General features: G+C 56.4%; 19 protein-coding genes. 10 read left to right on the forward strand and 9 right to left on the reverse strand.

Going from position 1 to position 18,214, the window contains the following annotated elements; genetic code table 11:
* The 5 genes from ABSH60_RS03695 (at position 1) to yghU (ending at position 5,735) form a co-directional block, all read left to right on the forward strand.
* Positions 1-1,389: an MFS transporter gene (locus tag ABSH60_RS03695; RefSeq protein ID WP_390972749.1), complete on the forward strand. Its 1,389-nt coding sequence runs from the start codon at positions 1-3 to the stop codon at positions 1,387-1,389.
* Positions 1,386-3,095, forward strand: a complete 1,710-nt coding sequence (ilvD, locus tag ABSH60_RS03700; protein ID WP_183847833.1) for a dihydroxy-acid dehydratase — start codon at positions 1,386-1,388, stop codon at positions 3,093-3,095. Before ABSH60_RS03695 ends, ilvD begins: the two co-directional genes overlap by 4 nt.
* A 2-nt stretch (positions 3,096-3,097) precedes the next feature.
* On the forward strand, positions 3,098-3,994 hold the full coding sequence (locus ABSH60_RS03705) for a dihydrodipicolinate synthase family protein (protein WP_183847835.1): 897 nt from the start codon (positions 3,098-3,100) through the stop codon (positions 3,992-3,994).
* Positions 3,995-4,009: 15 nt separating this feature from the next.
* Positions 4,010-4,783: an SDR family oxidoreductase gene (locus ABSH60_RS03710; protein WP_390972751.1), complete on the forward strand. Its 774-nt coding sequence runs from the start codon at positions 4,010-4,012 to the stop codon at positions 4,781-4,783.
* A gap of 106 nt (positions 4,784-4,889) precedes the next feature.
* Entirely contained in the window at positions 4,890-5,735 is an 846-nt protein-coding gene (yghU, locus tag ABSH60_RS03715) for a glutathione-dependent disulfide-bond oxidoreductase (RefSeq protein WP_136375690.1), read from the forward strand.
* Between the two features lie 68 nt (positions 5,736-5,803).
* Here yghU and yghX read toward each other — a convergent pair whose 3' ends face one another.
* Positions 5,804-6,709 (reverse strand): YghX family hydrolase, encoded by a 906-nt coding sequence (gene yghX / locus ABSH60_RS03720; RefSeq protein WP_390972754.1) that lies wholly within the window; start codon positions 6,707-6,709, stop codon positions 5,804-5,806.
* A gap of 221 nt (positions 6,710-6,930) precedes the next feature.
* On the opposite strand from yghX, the gene ABSH60_RS03725 reads away from it, so the two are divergent.
* Complete coding sequence (locus ABSH60_RS03725) at positions 6,931-7,869, forward strand: hypothetical protein (RefSeq protein WP_390972756.1); 939 nt, start codon at positions 6,931-6,933, stop codon at positions 7,867-7,869.
* 43 nt (positions 7,870-7,912) lie between these two features.
* Positions 7,913-8,113, forward strand: coding sequence for a DNA polymerase III subunit theta (locus ABSH60_RS03730; protein ID WP_056774278.1), 201 nt, complete (start codon positions 7,913-7,915; stop codon positions 8,111-8,113).
* A gap of 10 nt (positions 8,114-8,123) precedes the next feature.
* Here ABSH60_RS03730 and ABSH60_RS03735 read toward each other — a convergent pair whose 3' ends face one another.
* A complete protein-coding gene (locus tag ABSH60_RS03735) occupies positions 8,124-9,005 on the reverse strand; it encodes a LysR substrate-binding domain-containing protein (protein ID WP_390972758.1) in 882 nt (293 codons plus the stop codon).
* Positions 9,006-9,110: 105 nt separating this feature from the next.
* Between ABSH60_RS03735 and ABSH60_RS03740 the strand changes: the two genes are divergently transcribed.
* Both ABSH60_RS03740 and ABSH60_RS03745 read left to right on the forward strand, forming a co-directional pair.
* Positions 9,111-9,434: a carboxymuconolactone decarboxylase family protein gene (locus ABSH60_RS03740; RefSeq protein ID WP_056774275.1), complete on the forward strand. Its 324-nt coding sequence runs from the start codon at positions 9,111-9,113 to the stop codon at positions 9,432-9,434.
* A 15-nt stretch (positions 9,435-9,449) separates the two neighbouring features.
* Entirely contained in the window at positions 9,450-9,848 is a 399-nt protein-coding gene (locus ABSH60_RS03745) for a tautomerase family protein (RefSeq protein WP_136375694.1), read from the forward strand.
* 57 nt (positions 9,849-9,905) lie between these two features.
* Here ABSH60_RS03745 and ABSH60_RS03750 read toward each other — a convergent pair whose 3' ends face one another.
* The 7 genes from ABSH60_RS03750 to hypA all read right to left on the reverse strand — a co-directional run bounded on the left by ABSH60_RS03750 (position 9,906) and on the right by hypA (position 17,276).
* Complete coding sequence (locus ABSH60_RS03750; protein ID WP_136375695.1) at positions 9,906-11,195, reverse strand: glycoside hydrolase family 68 protein; 1,290 nt, start codon at positions 11,193-11,195, stop codon at positions 9,906-9,908.
* A gap of 252 nt (positions 11,196-11,447) precedes the next feature.
* On the reverse strand, positions 11,448-13,529 hold the full coding sequence (flhA, locus tag ABSH60_RS03755) for a formate hydrogenlyase transcriptional activator FlhA (protein ID WP_235533422.1): 2,082 nt from the start codon (positions 13,527-13,529) through the stop codon (positions 11,448-11,450).
* A gap of 128 nt (positions 13,530-13,657) precedes the next feature.
* Entirely contained in the window at positions 13,658-14,680 is a 1,023-nt protein-coding gene (gene hypE / locus ABSH60_RS03760; RefSeq protein ID WP_390972761.1) for a hydrogenase expression/formation protein HypE, read from the reverse strand.
* Positions 14,677-15,831, reverse strand: coding sequence for a hydrogenase formation protein HypD (hypD, locus tag ABSH60_RS03765; protein WP_390972763.1), 1,155 nt, complete (start codon positions 15,829-15,831; stop codon positions 14,677-14,679). The genes hypE and hypD overlap by 4 nt, the downstream gene beginning before the upstream one ends.
* A complete protein-coding gene (locus ABSH60_RS03770; protein WP_390972765.1) occupies positions 15,831-16,109 on the reverse strand; it encodes a HypC/HybG/HupF family hydrogenase formation chaperone in 279 nt (92 codons plus the stop codon). The genes hypD and ABSH60_RS03770 overlap by 1 nt, the downstream gene beginning before the upstream one ends.
* Positions 16,100-16,903: a hydrogenase nickel incorporation protein HypB gene (gene hypB / locus ABSH60_RS03775; protein WP_390972767.1), complete on the reverse strand. Its 804-nt coding sequence runs from the start codon at positions 16,901-16,903 to the stop codon at positions 16,100-16,102. The genes ABSH60_RS03770 and hypB overlap by 10 nt, the downstream gene beginning before the upstream one ends.
* 28 nt (positions 16,904-16,931) lie before the next feature.
* A complete protein-coding gene (gene hypA / locus ABSH60_RS03780) occupies positions 16,932-17,276 on the reverse strand; it encodes a hydrogenase maturation nickel metallochaperone HypA (RefSeq protein ID WP_390972768.1) in 345 nt (114 codons plus the stop codon).
* Between the two features lie 334 nt (positions 17,277-17,610).
* On the opposite strand from hypA, the gene ABSH60_RS03785 reads away from it, so the two are divergent.
* A complete protein-coding gene (locus ABSH60_RS03785; RefSeq protein ID WP_136375700.1) occupies positions 17,611-18,081 on the forward strand; it encodes a formate hydrogenlyase regulator HycA in 471 nt (156 codons plus the stop codon).
* Positions 18,082-18,214: the final 133 nt, after the last annotated feature.

Consider the following 18,214-nt stretch of genomic DNA (forward strand, 5'->3'; position numbering starts at 1 on the left):
ATGAAGAGATCAGAACCTATGGCGATTATTCATTCTGAAAACAGAGCTGACGCGGTGTACAGCAAAATCACCCGTCGCCTGATCCCGTTTTTAATTCTGTGCTACTTCTTCGCTTATCTGGATCGCGTCAATATCGGTTTTGCCAAACTGCATATGCAGGATGCGCTGAACTTCAGCGACACGGTGTACGGGCTGGGTGCCGGTATCTTTTTCATCGGCTATTTCCTGTTTGAACTGCCGAGCAACCTGATGATGCAACGCTACGGCCCGCGCTTCTGGATAGCGCGGATCATGATCAGCTGGGCGGTGCTGTCAGCGGCGATGATCTTTGTGACCACGCCGATGCAATTCTATGTGCTGCGCTTCCTGCTCGGCGTGGCCGAAGCCGGTTTCTTCCCCGGTATCGTCTTTTATCTCACGCTGTGGTTTCCGTCGTGGCGCTCGGCACGCACGCTCGGCCTGTTCATTTTGGTCACGCCGCTGTCCACCATCATTGGCAGCCCGCTGTCCGGTTTGATTTTGAAAACCTTTGAGGGCGTCGATGGCCTGCACAACTGGCAATGGCTGTTTGTGGTGGAAGCGATCCCCTCTTTCCTGCTGGCTTTTGTGGTACTGAAATATCTTGATAACGACGTCAACGCCGCCCGCTGGTTAAGTGCGCAAGAGAAACAGATTGTCGCTGAGGATCTGGAAACAGACCGTCAGCGCAGCCTGATAGCCAACGCCGGTAAACCGCCGCAAAGCCTGAAAATGATGTTTAAAAATGGCTACGTCTGGCTGCTGGCGCTGATTTTCTTCAGCTTTAACATCGGTTACTACGGCATTAATTTCTGGCTGCCGTCGATCATCAAAACCTCCGGCGTGACCGATGATTTTCACATCGGCCTGCTCGCCGCCCTGCCTTACGTGTCCGGCGCCGTGTTTATGGTGTGGAACAGCCGCCACTCAGATTTACGCCGTGAACGCCGCTGGCATATCGCCATTCCCGCCATTATCGGTGCGGTCGGCCTGAGCCTGAGCGCCTATTGCAGCGGCTCAACGGTATGGATGATGGCATGGATTTGCTTAGCCATGTCCGGCACGCTGGCGCTTATCCCCACCTACATCAGCCTGCCCGGCACGCTGCTTTCCGGCACCGCGGCGGCGGCCGGTATCGCGCTGGTCAACTCGGTCGGCAACCTGGCCGGATTCTTCGGCCCGACCGTTCTCGGCTGGCTGAAAGACAACACCGGCAGCACCAACATGGGCCTGTATATTCTCGCCGCCTTCCTGCTGCTGTGTGCGCCATTGATATTTTTGTTACCAGCACGGCTGGTTAATCCCCGTCGCAGCCCTGAACCAGCGGCTGAAAGCGGCGTTGAATCATCATTAAAAAGAGGCAGTGTATGAGCGGATGCAGTAACGGATGTGGAACCTGTGGTGACCACTTTAACCCGGTGTTAAGCGGAGACGACGGCGCACTGAAACGCGCGCTGTACAAGTCGATGGGGCATACCGATGAGCAACTGCGCCGTCCGGTGATCGCCGTGGTGAACAGCTACACCAACGCCACCGCCGGTCATGTGAACCTCAATGAGCTGACCGCCGAAGTCCTCAAAGGCATTGACGAAGCCGGTGGCGTCGGCATGGTATTTGGCACCATTGCGCCGTGCGACGGCATCGCCGAAGGCCATCTGGGCATGCGTTACATTCTGGCCGCCCGCGAAGTGATCGCAAGCTCCATCGAAGTGATGATGCGCGCCCACCGTTTCGACGGCATGGTGATGCTCGGCTCGTGCGACAAAATCGTGCCCGCCATGCTGATGGCGGCGGCACGTCTGGATATTCCGGCGATTCTGGTCAACGGCGGGCCGATGTATCCGGCGCGCTATCACGGCAAAGACTGGGACGGCAACATCGTGACCGAAGCCATCGGCTGGAAAAAGCGCGGTGAAATCGACGAGGCAGAATTCCGTCACATCGAAGATATCGCCGAGCCCGGCCCCGGCTCCTGCACCATGTACGGCACCGCCAATACCATGTGCTGCATCGCCGAAGTGATGGGCATGAGTTTACCCGGCAGCAGCACCCTGCCCGCCATTTCGCCACAGCGCCGGGAATGCGCCTTCCGCACCGGTCAGACGGCGGTAGATCTGGTGAAACGCGGCGTGAATGCGCGCCAGATCATCACGCCGGACGCTATCCGCAACGCCATGATTTACCTGCTGGCGACCGGCGGCTCCACCAACGCCATCCTGCATTTACAGGCCATTCATTACGAAGCCGAATACGGCCATCTGCCGCTGTCGGATTTCGACAAACTCAGCCATCACGTGCCGCTGGTCGCCGCGCTGTATCCGGCGTCAGAGCACGACATGATCGACTTCTGGGAAGCCGGTGGCGTGACGGCGGTCGAGAAAGAAATCAGCGCGCTGATGCATCTGGATGCACTGACCGTCAGCGGCCAGACCAAGCGCCAGTGGCTGGAAACGCAGCCTGAAACTTCGCGCCCGGAAGTCATTCATACGCTGGCGATCCCGGTGCGCAATGAAGCCGGTGTGGCGGTGCTGCATGGCAATCTCTCGCCGCTCGGCTGCGTGGTGAAACCGGCGGCCGTGCCGGAAGACCTGATGATCTTCAGCGGCCCGGCGGTGGTGTTTAACAGCGAACAGGAATCGGTGGACGCCATTCTTTCCGGCGACATCCCGCCGGGCAGTGCGCTGGTGCTGCGTTACGAAGGGCCGAAAGGCGGGCCGGGAATGCCGGAAATGTACAAGCCGATGAAATGCCTCGAAGGCATGGGGCTGTCTGACAGCTGCGCGCTGATCACCGACGGGCGCTTCTCCGGCTCCAACCGCGGGCTGTTTGTCGGCCATATTTCGCCGGAGGCCAGCGACGGCGGCGATCTGGCGCTGGTCGAAAACGGCGACATCATCACCATCAATATTCCGACCCGCGAGCTGACGCTTAACGTCAGCGCAGACGTACTGGCCGTGCGCCGCCAACACTGGGTGCCGGTCGAAAAACAGGTGCCACGCGGCTTCCTGCGTTTATACCGCCGCTGGGCATTACCGGCCGCACAGGGCGCGGTCTTAGCCGACCGTGACGAGGTGTAATGATGTATTCATCTTCACAGATTTGCGGCGTCAATCCGATTGCCGCGCTGCCTTTCACCGCGCAGGGCGAACCGGATTACGCGAGCGTTGACCGCCTGCTTGGCCACCTTGCCGACACCGGCATTCAGGGGCTGACGCTGTTTGGTATTGCCAGCGAATTCCCCAAACTCGAGGACAGCGAACGGCTGCGGCTCGCCGATCAGTTTATTTCCACGCTGAGCGGCAGCGGCATTTTCCGCGCCCTGTCCGTCACCGATCACAGCACCGAAGTGGCGGTGAAACGGGCGCGGGATTATCAGAAACGCGGTGCCGATGCCCTGATGCTGCTGCCGCCGTTTTTCCTGCAACCGGATAACGCCGCGATTTCGCACCACATTTTCTCGGTGTTGGAAGCCGTGGAGATCCCGGTCATGGTGCAGTACGCGCCAGGTGAAACCGGTTTGTCGATTACGCCGGAGAAGCTCAGCGAGGTGGCCAGACGCTACCCGCACGCGGTGTTTAAAATCGAATGCAATCCGCCGGTGGATTACACCCGTGAGTTTCTGCAACGCGCGCCGCAGGCCAGCGTGCTTAACGGTTACGCCGGTTTATACATGCCGGAGATGCTCAGCGCGGGCGGCAAAGGCGTGATGCCAGGCTGTTCGTTCAGCGAGATTTACGTGCAGATTTACCGTTTGTGGCAGGCAGGCGAACACGATCAGGCGCGGGCACTGCACGCCCGGCTTTTACCGTGGATCCGCCGCTGGATGACCCACTGTGAATACATCATTCAGGTGGAGAAAACTATTTTGCACAAACGCGGGATCATCGCCACCGACTACTGCCGCCATCCGGGCTGGACACTGACGGCAGAAGACCATCAGTCGATCGACACCTTCATCAGCACTTTTTCCCTTTAATGTTGCGGAGTTCTTATGACTACCACGCTTACATTCCCGCGCGTTGTGATCGTCACCGGTGCCAGTCAGGGCATCGGTCACGCCATCGCACGCACCTTCCTGCATCACGGTGACATCGTGATTGGTTGCGCATTTTCTTCTGCGGATAACGCCCCGCACGCCATGAAATTGCAGGCGCAGTTCCCGGAGCAATTCTTTTATTATTCCGTCGATATCACCAAAACGGACGCCATCGCGAATTTCATCAGAGAGGTAGAAACACGCTTTGGTCGGCTGGATGTGCTGGTGTCGAATGCCGGTAAAAACGTTTTCAAAGGCATCGACTGCGAACCGGAAGACTGGCATCACAATCTGGATCTCAACCTGCGTTCGCACTGGTATATCGCCAAATGCTGCCGCGCATTGCTGGAAAAATCCAAAGGCGTGATCCTGATCATGACCTCGAATCACGCGTTTTCCACCATGCCCGGCTGCGCGCCCTACAACATCACCAAACGCGCCCTGCTTTCGCTGGTGCAAAGCCTGACCATCGAATGGGGCCCGGCGATCCGCACGGTAGGGATCGCACCCGGTTTTATTGATACGGCGGGCAACCAGCTGTGGTTTGACGCCCATGAAGACGGCGAAGCCTCCCGCGAGGAAACCATCAGGAAACACCCGGTCGGGCGCATCGGTACGTCAGAAGAAGTGGGCGAATTGTGCCTGTATTTGGCCAGTCAGGCTGCCGGGTTTATCGCCGGTACCACCATCGTCATGGACGGCGGGCGCAGCGCATTAATGCAGGATTAAGCCTTGTGCGTGCCCTGCATCCGGCAGGGCACATTCTCAGCGTCGCGCTTTTTCATCTCCTGCTAGACTTCTCTGTCCTAACCTAAAAAAAGATGCGGAGATTTCAATGTCAGAACAGTATCAGCCACCGAAAGTCTGGACCTGGAATAAAGACGAAGTCAGTAAATTCTCGAACATCAACCGCCCGGTAGCGGGCCCGACTCATGAAAAAACATTGCCGGTCGGCAGGCATCCGTTGCAGCTCTATTCCCTCGGTACGCCGAACGGCCAGAAAGTGACTATTCTGCTGGAAGAGTTACTGGCGCTGGGCATCAGCGGCGCAGAGTACGATGCGTTTATCATCCGCATCAACGAAGGCGATCAGTTCTCCAGCGGCTTTGTAGACGTCAACCCGAACTCGAAAATCCCGGCGCTGCTGGATAACTCCACCACCCCGCCGATCCGCGTGTTTGAATCCGGCAACATCCTGCTGTATCTGGCAGAGAAGTTCGGCAAGTTCCTGCCAAAAGACCTCGCCGGACGCACCGAAACCCTGAACTGGTTGTTCTGGCTGCAAGGCTCCGCGCCGTATCTGGGCGGCGGTTTCGGCCACTTCTACCATTACGCACCGGTCAAAATCGAATACGCCATTAACCGCTTTACGATGGAAGCCAAACGCCAGCTCGACGTGTTAGACCGCCAGCTGGCGGAGCACCGTTTTATTGCCGGTGAAGAGTACACCATTGCCGATATCGCCATTTTCACCTGGTACGGCAGTCTGGCGCAGGGCGGGCTGTATGAGTCTGCTGAGTTCCTCGACATTCAGTCCTACAAGCACTTCCAGCGCTGGGCCGAAGAAGTCGCCAGCCGTCCGGCGGTGAAACGCGGGCGCATTGTCAACCGCACCTGGGGCGATGAGCAGCTGGAAGAACGTCATGATGCATCAGATTTCGACGGCGTTCTGAAATCCTGACCGGCGTCTGACACGTAAAAAAAGGGCGGGATTTTGCGATCCCGCCCTTTTCTTTTACGCACGTGCTGTCAGGCGCTTTCTTTCTGCGGATCAAGATACTTTTTAAACCAGGCCAGGGTTCTTTCCCACGCCAGATCCGCTGCCGCTTTGTCATAACGCGGCGTCGAATCATTATGGAACCCGTGATTTACGCCGGGATAGACATACCCTTCATAGACCTTGTTATTGGCTTTGAGCGCGGCTTCATACGCGGGCCAGCCTTCGGTGATCGGCTTATCCAGCTCGGCGTAATGCAGCAGCAACGGCGCTTTGATACGTGCCACGTCTTCTGCTTTCGGCTGACGCCCGTAAAAAGGCACCGCCGCCGCCAGTTCGGGATAGGCCACCGCCGAGGCATTCGCCACCCCGCCGCCGTAACAGAAACCGGTGATGCCGACTTTGCCGGTGGCCGTATCGTGGTGCATCAGAAATTCGATGGCGGCGAAGAAATCATTCATCAGCTTGGTCGGATCAACGCCTTTTTGCAGCTCGCGTCCCTTTTCATCGTTACCGGGATAACCGCCCACCGAGCTGAGGCCATCCGGTGCCAGCGCGATGTATCCGGCTTTCGCCACGCGGCGCGCCACGTCTTCGATGTAGGGATTCAGCCCGCGATTTTCATGCACCACCACCACGCCCGGCACCTTGCCGGTGGCTTTTGCCGGACGCACCAGATACCCGCGCACGCTGCCGTGCCCCTGCGGCGACGGATACTGAATATATTCCGCCACAATGTCCGGATCGGTGAATTCGACCTGCTCGGCATAGGCATAATTCGGTGTCATCAGCGTGGTGAGCGCCGCTGCCGATAATCCGCCGACCACAAATTTCGCCGAGAGATCGAGAAACTCCCGTTTGGTCATCTTGCCATGCACGTAGAAATCAAAGTATTCGAGGAGTTCAGGGGGAAAATCTTTGGCCGTCATTCGCGTCATCTTGAGGCTCCGTTCAGTGCAAAAGAAGCCTGAATAATGACCTGATTCTGGCGATTTTGTAAACCAATTGTGAAATACCAGGCGAATCCGGGCGCCTTACGCGCCCCCTTTGCGCACCGGAAATGGTAGACTGCGGGGTAAAAAAGGGGAGCGTAATGGGTAATCATCAAAGGAAAGCAGCCAACATACATTTCGTTGAGTGGAACTCAGAATACGAAAGGATGATGACGTCTGCCCTCAAAAAAGACTTTAACGTCAGTGAGATTTATCGCGTCAAACAGCATTTCAAGTCTGTGCAAAATCTCCTGCCTGGAAACACGCTCAGGCGCTGCCATGCCAGATGGCAAAGTGCGATAAAATTTCGGCATGTCGCTGATAACGATGTGATCATTTGCAATGGTTACAGCGCGTTCCTGTTGCTGGATCTGATTGCGCCGCTGCGTTGTAAAAAGATCCTCGTTTTGCGTGACGCCGTGTCGGCACTGACCTCTAAGCGCCGCCGCCTGAAATTGCTTTCCGACAATGAAAACTATCTGGACAGAGTGAAACCTGTTTTTGACGTTATCTACAGTTTCGACCCGGAAGATTGCCTGAAATATCAACTTGCCTATGTCGATCAGTTTTTACCCTTCACCCGCAACGACATCGCGGCGTGGCGGGCTGAACCGGCCAACGCCCCGTCTGCGCACTCATGCTTTTATGTCGGTGGCTATGATGATGACCGGGCCAACCTGATTAACCAACTGGCGCCGTTGTTGCAGGAAAATCAGTGCCAGCCGGATTTTTATCTGGTGGGCGGTGATGCGGAAAACCCCCATTATCCGGCCTTCTGCATCAATCAAAAACTCAGTTATCAGCAAAATATTGAAAAACTCAAAGGTTCCACCGTCGTGCTCGAAATCAATAAGCCCGGCCAACGCGGATTAACGCTGCGCGCGCTCGAAGCGATGGCATTCAACAAAAAGCTGATAACCAATAATGCCTCGATAAAAGATCATGCTTTTTATCATCCCGACAAAATCTTTATCTGGGGAGAAGACGACCACGACGCCATTGCCCGCTTTCTTTCCTCAGCGCATCAGGAAACCGATCTGGCATTGCTGGAGAAGTATTGCGCTGACGGCATGCTGAAAACCCTGGCCGGAACGGCAGCAGAATAAAGACAGTGCGGGACAACGTAACCATTCAGTTAAAGGAGACACCATGAACACATCACTCGCAGGGCTCAGTAAAGAAGAAATGGACAAAGTGAGTGCCGGGCTCGCGGCCGGAACTGTCGCGGTGCGCGAGCGTAATAATCTGCCGGTGAATGCCGATGAAGTGGAAATGGAGCAGCCGGAACATCTGCGCGCCTATTTTCGCGAGCGTCTGGAACATTACCGCCAGCAGCCAGCGAAAAAGTGATCCGCGCGGCTCAGCCCGCGTGCGCAAAGAAAGCGATAATCGCCTCTTTCAGGTGCCTCGCCGCCTCGCCGGGCAGCGTCTCGCTCTGATGGAGGCTGATGCCCACATCCCCCGCCGCAGGCAGTTCGCTCAGGCAATGTAACGACGCAGGCAGACCGAAACCGGTACGCAACGTCACCCCCAGCCCCGCCGAGGTTGCCGCCCAAATTCCGCTCAGACTGCGGCTGGTAAAGGCGATCCGCCAGGGAATTCCGGCGCGATCCAGCGCCGCGGTTGCCGCACTGCGCATCAGGCATGGCGCTTCAAACACCAGCAGCGGCAGCGGTTCACCGGAGGCCAACATTTCGCTGACGGGGAAATTCGCCGTGCCAATCCAGCGCAAAGGCACCCGCCCCAGCGACTGGCTCGACGGGAAAAGCAGCGTCTCTTCGGCCTGCCAGCACAGCGCCAGATCGAACTCATTGTGCCGGATCCCCTCAAGCAACTGCCGGTTACGGGTAATGCTGGCCGAAATCTGCACCTGCGGATGCGTGCGGGTAAATTGCCCGAGAATGGCCGGTAACAGGATTTCGCCGAAATCTTCCTGCATGCCCACGCTGAGGCTGCCACCCGGCACGCCCGCCCGCAGCGCCGCGCTGGCGTCGTCGTTCAGGCTGAGGATCCGTCGCGCATAGCTCAGCATCACTTCGCCGCGTTCGGTCAAAATCAGGTGTCGTCCGGATTTCTGCACCAGATCCGTCCCCGCCTGTTGCTCCAGCTTTTTCAGCTGCGCGCTGACGGCGGAGGTCGAACGCCCCAGCCGGTCGGCGGCCAGCACAAAACTTCCCAGCTCAATGCCGGTCACAAAACTGCGCAACGCCTCTGAATCAAAAGTCACTGGCCTTTTTGACACGCTAACCATCCCGTATTTATGAAGTAATGCTGCTGATATTTTCGATATTCAGGATAATCATAACGCCTTATGCTCCTTTTCACACCGACAAACACGGAGCCTGATATGAGCACAACGCCCCCTTCCCTGCGCCCGCCTGAAAACATGGCGCGCCTGACGCCAAAACTGGCAGAACTGACCGAACAGGTCCTGTTTGGCGATCTCTGGCACAGAGACGAACTTTCCCCGCGTGACCGCAGCCTGATCACCGTGGCCGCGCTGATTGCCCTGAACCGCAGTGAACAACTGCCCTTCCATCTGGATCTGGCCGTTAAAAACGGTGTCGGCCACGCCGAGCTGGCAGAAGTGATCACCCATCTGGCGTTTTATGCCGGATGGCCCGCCGCCGCGTCAGCCCTGACCCGCTTCGCCGCTCTCAACGATCAGTAACCGGAGGATCTGACAATGCCTTTCAGCCGAATTTCTTTACCCGCTCACCGTGCCGATGCCTGGCAGGACGCCATTTCTGCCATTTTACAGGAGACCCTGGTCGATCATTTCTCTGTCCCCAAAGAGGATTGTTTTCAGCTATTCGAACCCGCCAGCCGCGGCCAGCGGGTGATCAACCCGACCTATTTAGCCGGAGAAAATGACCGGCGCTCGGACGATTTTTTGCTGTTTCACATCACCGCAGGCAAACCGCGCAACGGTTATCAGAAACAGCAGCTGTTCCGTCATCTGGCCGATAAATTACATGCCGCGCTGGGCATTTCTGCGGCAGATGTGATGGTGGTGGTAACTTTTACCCAGCCGGAAGACTGGTCATTCAGCCACGGAGAGATGTTTCAGCTGGCAGGAAAATAACCGCAGCCACGCAGAAAAGGCTGCCCGAAGGCAGCCTGAGATACAGTCAGCGTAAAATTATGCCTGCAGAATCACATCAGCCATTGGCGGGATGTAACCGTAATCGTACTCACCGACCACAAACGTCTGTTCGCCTTTGAGCTTGATTTTCACGGTCGGCGCTTCCGTGCCGCCGATGCGGTAATCCAGACCGGTGGTGGCTTTGTCGACCGGGACACTGTCGATAAACGACGTGACCAGACCGTTAGGCATCACATAGTGGGAATAGGTCTGGTAAGGCTGTGAAGGCGGGTTACCCAGCACCAGGCCGGAGCCGTTCAGCGGCACATACGGGCCGAACAGTGCGTCACTGACAAAACCGTAAACCCCGTCCGGACCGGTCACCCCTTCGCCATAGGTGAATTTATGGCTGATGGTGAACAGGTAATATTTCCCGTCCTGGAACACAAAGTGCGGGCGTTCTGTCTGATCGTTTACCCCGACCGCCGTCAGCAACGGGGGCAGCAATGTCCAGCTGTCGCCGTTTTCATCTGCCGCTTGCGCGATACCGATGCACGCCGTCTGATAGCGTGAATTGCCCACGTCTTCATAGCCCGGCGGCACATCACCGATTTCATCCGGCCCGACCACGTGGGAACCGCGATCGCCCGCCACATTCCCTTCAAACAACATATACAGCTTGCCGCTTTTCGGGTCGCGGAACGGGAACGGGTCGCGAAAGCCCCAGTAAGGGTTTTGGGTTTCGGTCTGATAGATTTTCCCGTCGGCGTCAAACAGCGGTTTCACCGTAGTAAAATCTGCCACCTCAACACCCTGCTGAGTGGTGATCACGCGTCCGCGGACTTTTACAATCGTCGCACCCGGTGTGACCGCCGTATAATATAAATCCACTTCCCCTTTATTATTTAATAATACCGGTGAACCCGCCCATTCGCGCACTGTAGGAGAAACACCTTCAGCCATTACGCGGCCACCAAATACCCAGTCTTTTCCGGTTGCGGAATACCAGTAGCAGATTTTGGCGCGGCCATGTCGGTTATTCCAGTCGAGGGTAATATCATAATTGCCATTGGCATCAATATTTGCCGGATCATGGGGCTGACGGTCTGCCGTCAGGGTAAAGATGACTGACCAGCCATCGACCGACAGCACGTTACCGTCAATGTCACGCAGCGGCATGGTGTCCCAGATAAAGACCTCATCACTCATGACCGGGAAGTCACCGCTGACGCGTGGTTGCGTTGTGGTCGGGTCATTTTCATTCACTTTCAGGGCGTCGGCACGGGTCCAGATACTCGGTTTTTTCGCCGCCTGTTCCTGTAAGCCTTTTTCGATTACGTTACTCATAAACCACCTCATCATTATAAAATTCAAAAGATTCAAATTAATTAATTTGCCGGTTTCGCTGCGCTCGATAATATTTATTCACGAAGCGTTGCCGACAGAGTTAATACTGAACCCTGAGGATTTTCTGATAAAGCAGTTGGCGTCCGGTGGCGGCTCACAGGACGTACAAATAATTAACCCGTGGATTTAAAATAAAAAACCCTGAGGCGCAGTCAGGGTTTTTTATCGGTATTTACATGATTAGGATATTTATTATCTGGCGGCAATACCCAGTTTTTTCATCCGTGATAATAACGTGGTGCGCTTTAGCCCGAGGCGCTGTGCGGCACCACGCGGCCCGGCCACCACGCCATTGGTTTCTTTCAGCACGGCCAGGATACGTTCACGTTCATCCTGATCGCTGAGTTGCGCCACCGCGTCCGTCTTCACCTGTGGCGCGACCACGGGCAAGGTGGTCAGCGGGTAATTCAGCTCGGGAAGTTGCAGATCTAACACCGTGCCGCGCGTCAGCAGCACCGCGCGTTCAATGACATTTTCCAGCTCACGCACATTACCCGGCCACGGCATACGGCTCAGCAGGCGCAAGGTTTCCGCCGGAATACTGTCGATGGTGCGTTTCATGCGTTTAGCGATTTTATAAGTGAGGAATTTCACCAGTTGCGGAATATCTTCCGGGCGCTCGCGCAGCGGCGGAATAATGATCGGAAAAACGTTCAGCCGGTAAAACAGATCGCTGCGAAATTCTTTGTCAGCCACCATCTGCTGCAAATCCCGGTTGGTGGCGGCGATCATCCGCACGTTGACCGAAATCAGTTTGTTACCGCCTACCCGTTCAAACTCCTGTTCCTGGAGGATGCGCAAAAGTTTAGGTTGCAGCTCGAGAGGGATTTCTCCGACCTCATCCAGAAACAGCGTACCTTTATCCGCCAGTTCGAAGCGCCCCATCCGTTGTGCGGTCGCGCCGGTAAAAGAGCCTTTTTCATGGCCGAATAAATCACTTTCCATCAGCCCGGCGGGCATGGCCGCACAGTTCATTTTCACCATACGCTGATCACGGCGATCGCCGAGATTGTGAATCGCTCTGGCGATAAGCTCTTTACCGGTGCCGGTTTCACCGAGGATAAGCACCGAGCAGTCACTTTTCGCGACGATTTCCACCTGTTTCAGCACCGCTGACATACTCGAACTGCGCCCGACAATATCGCTGAAATCCGGGTTATTGCTGTTGATCTGCTCGGTGAGATACAGATTTTCGTGCTGCAGTTTTTCTTTCAGGCTTTTGATTTCCTGATAGGCCAGCGCGTTGTCTACCGCGATGGCGATACGTTCTGCTATTTGTTGCAGCAGACGCAGATTTGCAGAATTAAAATTGTCCGGCTGGCACTGCGCCAGTTTCAGTACGCCCAGCGTTTTATGGCCGAAACGCAGCGGCAGAATACACAGCGTTTTGGTCTGCTCCCGCCATAGCAAATGGAACAGCGTGCTTTCTTCGCTTTCCCGCTCTGCGTCTGGCCGCACGTTAGTCAGCAGCATCTCGCCGCTTTTCATCACCTGCTGTTCAAGGGTGCCCTCCAGCGCCATCCGTGATTGTTCACGTTCCGCCACGTGCGCCTGCACGTAATGCGTGGCATAGACGCTGGCCGGTTCCGTCTCTTTTTCGGCATCGCATAACACTATGCTGATGGCGTTGATGTGAAAGAAATGGTGGATGGTTTTGGCGATTTCGCCGGTCAGTTCATCGAGATCCAGCTTGGACAGCACCGCGTTGGTGATATCCACCAGAATGCGAAAATCGTCACGTTCATGACGCAGCAGGGAGTGCTGAAACTGTGCATTTTCACGCAACCGGATCTGTTCGACGGCGATGGCGGCCAGCATACAGAGTTCATGCAGACCCGCGTTGTCTTCCTCGCTGAACGGACGATCGTGCTGGCGGGTAAACTCGCAGCCGCCGAGCAGGCCGGTTGAGGCCAGCAGCGGCACCAGACAATAATCGGTAAACGGCGGATAGAGATTCAGCGCAGCCAGTTGCGGATAGCGCAGGTTCAGCGCTTCGCTGCGCCACACCTGCGTTTTAGGGTTGTTCAGCAGGCCGTGCACCGGCCCGGTGGCTAACAGGGTTTCATCTTCATAACTGACCGGCTGATGGTGCGGATCGATACCGTAAAAACTGACGCGATCGCTGTTGCTGTCAAACAGCACCAGCGTCACCGCTTCGGCGATACCGGCACTCTGAACCACCTGCGTCAGGGTTTCCAGCAGTGAGACCATGGTCTGTTGCAGCAACAGCGTGCGCGTCAGTTCCAGTAACCCTTTATGTTTTGTGATGCTCATTGTTGCACTCTGCATAGCGTTAGCTCTGGATACCTGTTCTTTCAGTTGCATAACTGGGTTGCAAAAATTTCTCCGAAGGGGCAGACCAAAAGTCTACCCCTTTCATGGCAGGCCACTCCCTGCCGAGATCAACAAATGCGGGGTAACGGCTCCGCATGGGGCAACATCAGCTGGCGGACGACGCCCAGCGCACCCCGTAAACAGACCTGCGGATGTTCCGTCACCTCGCCAATGCTCCGGGCATCGATGCCCAGAGGATGGCTGTGCAGGATCTCCAGCACCGCCTTTTCCACCTGCGGGGACACCACCAGCACCAGTTTGCCTTCGTTGGCAAAATTTAGCGGCTCCAGCCCCAGCAGCTCGCAAATACCGCGCACCGCCGGTTTCACCGGCAGGGCATCTTCGTCGATGCAGATCCCGAAACCGCTGGCCTCGCAAAACTCATGCAAAATGGCATTGACCCCGCCGCGGGTGGCATCCCGCAGTGCGTGGACACCGGCCAGCGCACGCAGCGGCGCAATCATCGGGGCCAGCACCGCGCAGTCACTTTCCACCCCGAGATCCATACCGAGCTGTTCCCGCAGATTCAGGATCGCCGCACCGTGATCGCCGAGCGTGCCGCTGACAATCACTTTGTCTCCGGCCTCGAGGGTTTTCGCCGCCCACTTCACTGAGGTGGGGATCACGCCAATCCCGGCGGTATTGATAAAGATTTTGTCCGCCGCGCCGCGCTGCACCACTTTGGTGTCGCCGGTCACGATGGCAATGCCCGCATCGCGGGCGGTCTTCGCCATTGCGCCGACGATTTTCTGCAAATCCGCAAGCGGCAACCCCTCTTCGAGAATGAATCCGCAGGAGAGATAAGCCGGTGTTGCGCCGCTGACGGCCAGATCGTTCGCCGTGCCGCACACCGCCAGCTTGCCAATGTTGCCGCCGGGAAAGAAAATCGGGTCGATAACGTAGCTGTCAGTGGTGAATGCCAGCCGGTCGCCCTGACGGGTGAGATCGGCCAGGTTCAGCCGCGCGCCGTCTTCACATTCGTTAAGCCAGGGGTTATCAAATGCGGCGCGAAACGTCCGTTCGATCATCTGCTGCATCGCCCGTCCGCCGCTGCCGTGCGCCATGGTCACCACGTCATTACGGTTACTCATCCTGCCACCTTCTGTCGTTGATGCGTCTGCACGCGTTGCGTTTCCTGATGCCGGTACTGATACCACGCGGCGCAGGCCCCTTCAGACGACACCATCAGCGCACCGAATGCGTTATGCGGCGTGCAACCGGTGCCAAACAGCGGGCACTGATGCGGCTTGCAGCGTCCGGTCAGCACTTCGCCGCAGCGTGCACGCGGATCGTCGGCGACCGACTGCGCCTGCGGGTTAAAGCGCCGCTCGGCATCGAATGCCGCGTAGCCTGCCGTCAGCGAAATACCGGAATTTTCTATCAGCCCCAGACCGCGCCATTCGCTGCTGCCCGACAGCACAAACACCTCGCGCATGGCGTCCTGTGCCAGCAGGTTACCCTCTTCCGGCACCACGCGGCGGTACTGGTTTTCAGTTTTACACGATGCCTCGCAAACTTGTTCCACCAGCATCAGAACGCTTTGCAGCATATCCAGCGGTTCAAATCCGCTGATCACCAGCGGTTTACCAAATTGCGTATTGATAAAGTGATACGGCGCCGTGCCGATCACCATGCTGACGTGGCCGGGCGCGAGGAACGCATCGATGCGCACGTCGTCTTGTTGCAGCAGGCTGCGCAAGGTGGGGATCAGGCTGATGTGCTGGCAGAACACGCTGAAGTTCATCAGACCTTCACGCCGCGCCTGTTGCAGCGTTACGGCGGTCACCGGCAGCGTGGTTTCAAAACCAAGGGCGAAAAACACCACCTGACGCGCCGGGTTTTCCCGCGCCAGTTTCAGGGCATCGAGCGGCGAATAGACCACGCGCACGTCTGCGCCGCGTTCGCGGGCCTGTAACAGCGAACCCTGTTTACCCGGCACGCGCAGCGCATCGCCGAAGGTGCAGAAAATAACTTCAGGGTGCGCGGCGATTTCACAGCAGGCGTCGATGCGCCCCATCGGCAATACGCAGACCGGACACCCCGGCCCGTGGATAAACTCAAGCTGCGGTGGCAGCAGTTTATCCAGCCCGAATTTGAAAATAGCGTGGGTGTGGCCGCCGCAGACTTCCATAATCTGCATCGGTTTTGCGGCGCTGTAAGGCAGTTGCGCCGCCCGCTGATGCAGCCGTTCGATCAGCGTTTTGGCAAGTTTAGGATCGCGGAATTCATCGACAAATCGCATTATCTGACCTCCTCTCTGCCGAGGAACAGCGCGACGTCGGCTTCCACTTCCTCCATGGCGTGCAGCGCCGCCAGCGTTTCCTGCGCCTCCTGTTCGTCGAGTTTGCTCAGCGCGAAACCGACGTGGATCAATACCCAGCAGCCGATCAGCGCCTGCCGGTTCTCACCGCCGACCAGCGCGATATTCACCTCGCGGCGCATTCCGCACACCTGCGCCCAGGCGTGGTCGGGTTGCTGATCGTGCAGGGCAACGATTTGCCCCGGAATGCCTATGCACATCGCTGTTGCTCCAGCCACGCCAGCCAACGCGCCATCCCCTCACCGGTGGTCGCGGAGAGCTGAATCACCTCAATGTCCGGGTTCACCTGGCGCGCATTGGCAATGCAAACCTCAACGTCAAACGTCACGTAAGGCAGCAGATCTATTTTATTGAGGATCATCAGCCGGGAAGCGGCAAACATATGCGGATATTTCAGCGGTTTGTCTTCGCCTTCGGTGACAGAAAGCACCGCCACTTTATGACGCTCGCCGAGATCGAAACTGGCGGGGCACACCAGATTCCCGACGTTTTCGATAAACAGCAGGCTGCCGTTTTCAGGTGCCAGCTGGTGTACCGCGTCGTGCACCATTTGCGCGTCGAGATGGCAGCCTTTACCGGTATTCACCTGAATCGCCGGCACCCCGGTGGCGCGAATGCGGTCAGCATCATTGGTGGTTTGCTGATCGCCTTCCACCACCGCGCAGCTCACCTGCGATGCCAGACGGGTCAGCGTGCTGGTCAGCAACGTCGTTTTGCCGGATCCGGGGCTGGACACCAGATTCAGCGCCAGGATCGACGCACTGGCAAAGTGCTCGCGGTTATGCGCCGCAATGTGATTATTCTTCGCCAGCACGTCCATTTCGATATCAATCAGGCGGCGCGGCGCAAACGGCATGCCGTGGGAATGATCATCATGAGAGTGGAAGTGTGGCGACGCGTCGTGAGGGTGCTGATGGGAATGTTGATGGAGATGTTCACTGCTGACGCCTTCAATCCGAAGTTCGCCACTGGCACAACCGCAGGTACTGCACATAATTTTCTCCCGGGGCAAAACGCGCCCGTTATTCGATTTCAATACGTTTTAATTTCATGCCGTCGTCAGCAACAACGCGGACATGACGGCCGCCGCACTGCGGGCAAAGCAGTACGCCGGGGCTGAGCAGGCGGATGTCGAGCTGACAATCGTGGCACCAGCACTCTGCTGCAGGCGTCGCGAGATGCAGCTCGCAGCCTTCGGCCAGCGTTTCGCGGCAGGCCAGTTCAAAACAGAATGTCAGCGCGTCAGGCTCGACGCAGGAAAATGCCCCCACTTCCATCCACACGGCGGTGATCCGGCGGGCATTATTTTGCCGGGCAAATTGCTGCATTAATTCGACGGCATTCTGGCACAGGGTTATTTCGTGCATCGCGTCCGCTCTTTTAAAAATGATGACAGTGCGCTGCAATATTAATGCCAGAGTGTATTCATGAGCTGATAAGGAAATATTTCCGCCGGTCTGTCAGGCAGCGGGCCGCCCCCGTCATATATGTCGAAATAAGGTGTCATCGACATGTCATTTATTTTCCCTTCCGCATCCCTGTTAATACGAAAAATATCCAACAACCTGAATTTAAAGCAGTTAAAAGAAAAATTCCGCAACTGGCACGCTTTATGCCAATACAGCCCTATGCGCCGTATTTTCGTCGTCATCTGACATTTCGAAATGGCACCCTTACAGAACTCAACAACGGGTAACCACCATGAGCACTCTCAGCGAACTGACCACTAAAGCGGATTACATTGCCAGCAAAAATAATCAGCTGAAATCACACTGGCACACCTATCAGAACAGCCTGATTCAGGCGATCACCACAACAAATAAGAAAATAAATCATGAGTTTACCTGTAGCGAAGAGCAGGACATTCGCTTCACGCTGTTTAACCATTTCTCGGTCAGCATTCATCTGAGCGATGACTTTTACAGTCAGGACGTGATTTACAGCCTGAACATGGCACCGGCCAGCGAAGAACCGGAATTTAAAGCGTTTGCCCACGCCAGACTGAGCGAAGACGGCCATCTCGACGATGTGGTGGATATCCGTGACAAACATGCGGTACAGGAACATTACCTGAATAAGATTTCCGCTATTTATCAGTGCCTGTTCGATTCCCTGCATAACAATCAGGCCGTTTTGCCGCAATTAGAAAAATTGCTGATTCAGGAAAAATAATCCTGCGGAATTCATTTTCACGGCATGGCGAAAATAAATACCCCCTCGCTGAACTGCCGTTTCTTTAATGGGATTAATTCCGACATAAGTGTCGAAATGTCATTTTTAGTGCCGATTTCGTCATCTTTGACGA

The sequence above is a fragment of the Rahnella sp. R3(2024) genome, assembly GCF_042920125.1.
In the GTDB taxonomy this organism is placed as follows: Bacteria; Pseudomonadota; Gammaproteobacteria; order Enterobacterales; family Enterobacteriaceae; genus Rahnella; species Rahnella rivi.

What these genes read in the sequence shown, in the direction of transcription:
- ABSH60_RS03695 (WP_390972749.1), top strand. Translation starts at nt 1, where the DNA reads ATGAAGAGATCAGAACCTATGGCGATTATTCATTCTGAAAACAGAGCT.
- ilvD (WP_183847833.1), top strand. Translation starts at nt 1,386, where the DNA reads ATGAGCGGATGCAGTAACGGATGTGGAACCTGTGGTGACCACTTTAAC.
- ABSH60_RS03705 (WP_183847835.1), top strand. Translation starts at nt 3,098, where the DNA reads ATGTATTCATCTTCACAGATTTGCGGCGTCAATCCGATTGCCGCGCTG.
- ABSH60_RS03710 (WP_390972751.1), top strand. Translation starts at nt 4,010, where the DNA reads ATGACTACCACGCTTACATTCCCGCGCGTTGTGATCGTCACCGGTGCC.
- yghU (WP_136375690.1), top strand. Translation starts at nt 4,890, where the DNA reads ATGTCAGAACAGTATCAGCCACCGAAAGTCTGGACCTGGAATAAAGAC.
- yghX (WP_390972754.1), bottom strand. Translation starts at nt 6,709, where the DNA reads ATGACGCGAATGACGGCCAAAGATTTTCCCCCTGAACTCCTCGAATAC.
- ABSH60_RS03725 (WP_390972756.1), top strand. Translation starts at nt 6,931, where the DNA reads ATGATGACGTCTGCCCTCAAAAAAGACTTTAACGTCAGTGAGATTTAT.
- ABSH60_RS03730 (WP_056774278.1), top strand. Translation starts at nt 7,913, where the DNA reads ATGAACACATCACTCGCAGGGCTCAGTAAAGAAGAAATGGACAAAGTG.
- ABSH60_RS03740 (WP_056774275.1), top strand. Translation starts at nt 9,111, where the DNA reads ATGAGCACAACGCCCCCTTCCCTGCGCCCGCCTGAAAACATGGCGCGC.
- ABSH60_RS03745 (WP_136375694.1), top strand. Translation starts at nt 9,450, where the DNA reads ATGCCTTTCAGCCGAATTTCTTTACCCGCTCACCGTGCCGATGCCTGG.
- ABSH60_RS03750 (WP_136375695.1), bottom strand. Translation starts at nt 11,195, where the DNA reads ATGAGTAACGTAATCGAAAAAGGCTTACAGGAACAGGCGGCGAAAAAA.
- flhA (WP_235533422.1), bottom strand. Translation starts at nt 13,529, where the DNA reads ATGAGCATCACAAAACATAAAGGGTTACTGGAACTGACGCGCACGCTG.
- hypE (WP_390972761.1), bottom strand. Translation starts at nt 14,680, where the DNA reads ATGAGTAACCGTAATGACGTGGTGACCATGGCGCACGGCAGCGGCGGA.
- hypD (WP_390972763.1), bottom strand. Translation starts at nt 15,831, where the DNA reads ATGCGATTTGTCGATGAATTCCGCGATCCTAAACTTGCCAAAACGCTG.
- ABSH60_RS03770 (WP_390972765.1), bottom strand. Translation starts at nt 16,109, where the DNA reads ATGTGCATAGGCATTCCGGGGCAAATCGTTGCCCTGCACGATCAGCAA.
- hypB (WP_390972767.1), bottom strand. Translation starts at nt 16,903, where the DNA reads ATGTGCAGTACCTGCGGTTGTGCCAGTGGCGAACTTCGGATTGAAGGC.
- hypA (WP_390972768.1), bottom strand. Translation starts at nt 17,276, where the DNA reads ATGCACGAAATAACCCTGTGCCAGAATGCCGTCGAATTAATGCAGCAA.
- ABSH60_RS03785 (WP_136375700.1), top strand. Translation starts at nt 17,611, where the DNA reads ATGAGCACTCTCAGCGAACTGACCACTAAAGCGGATTACATTGCCAGC.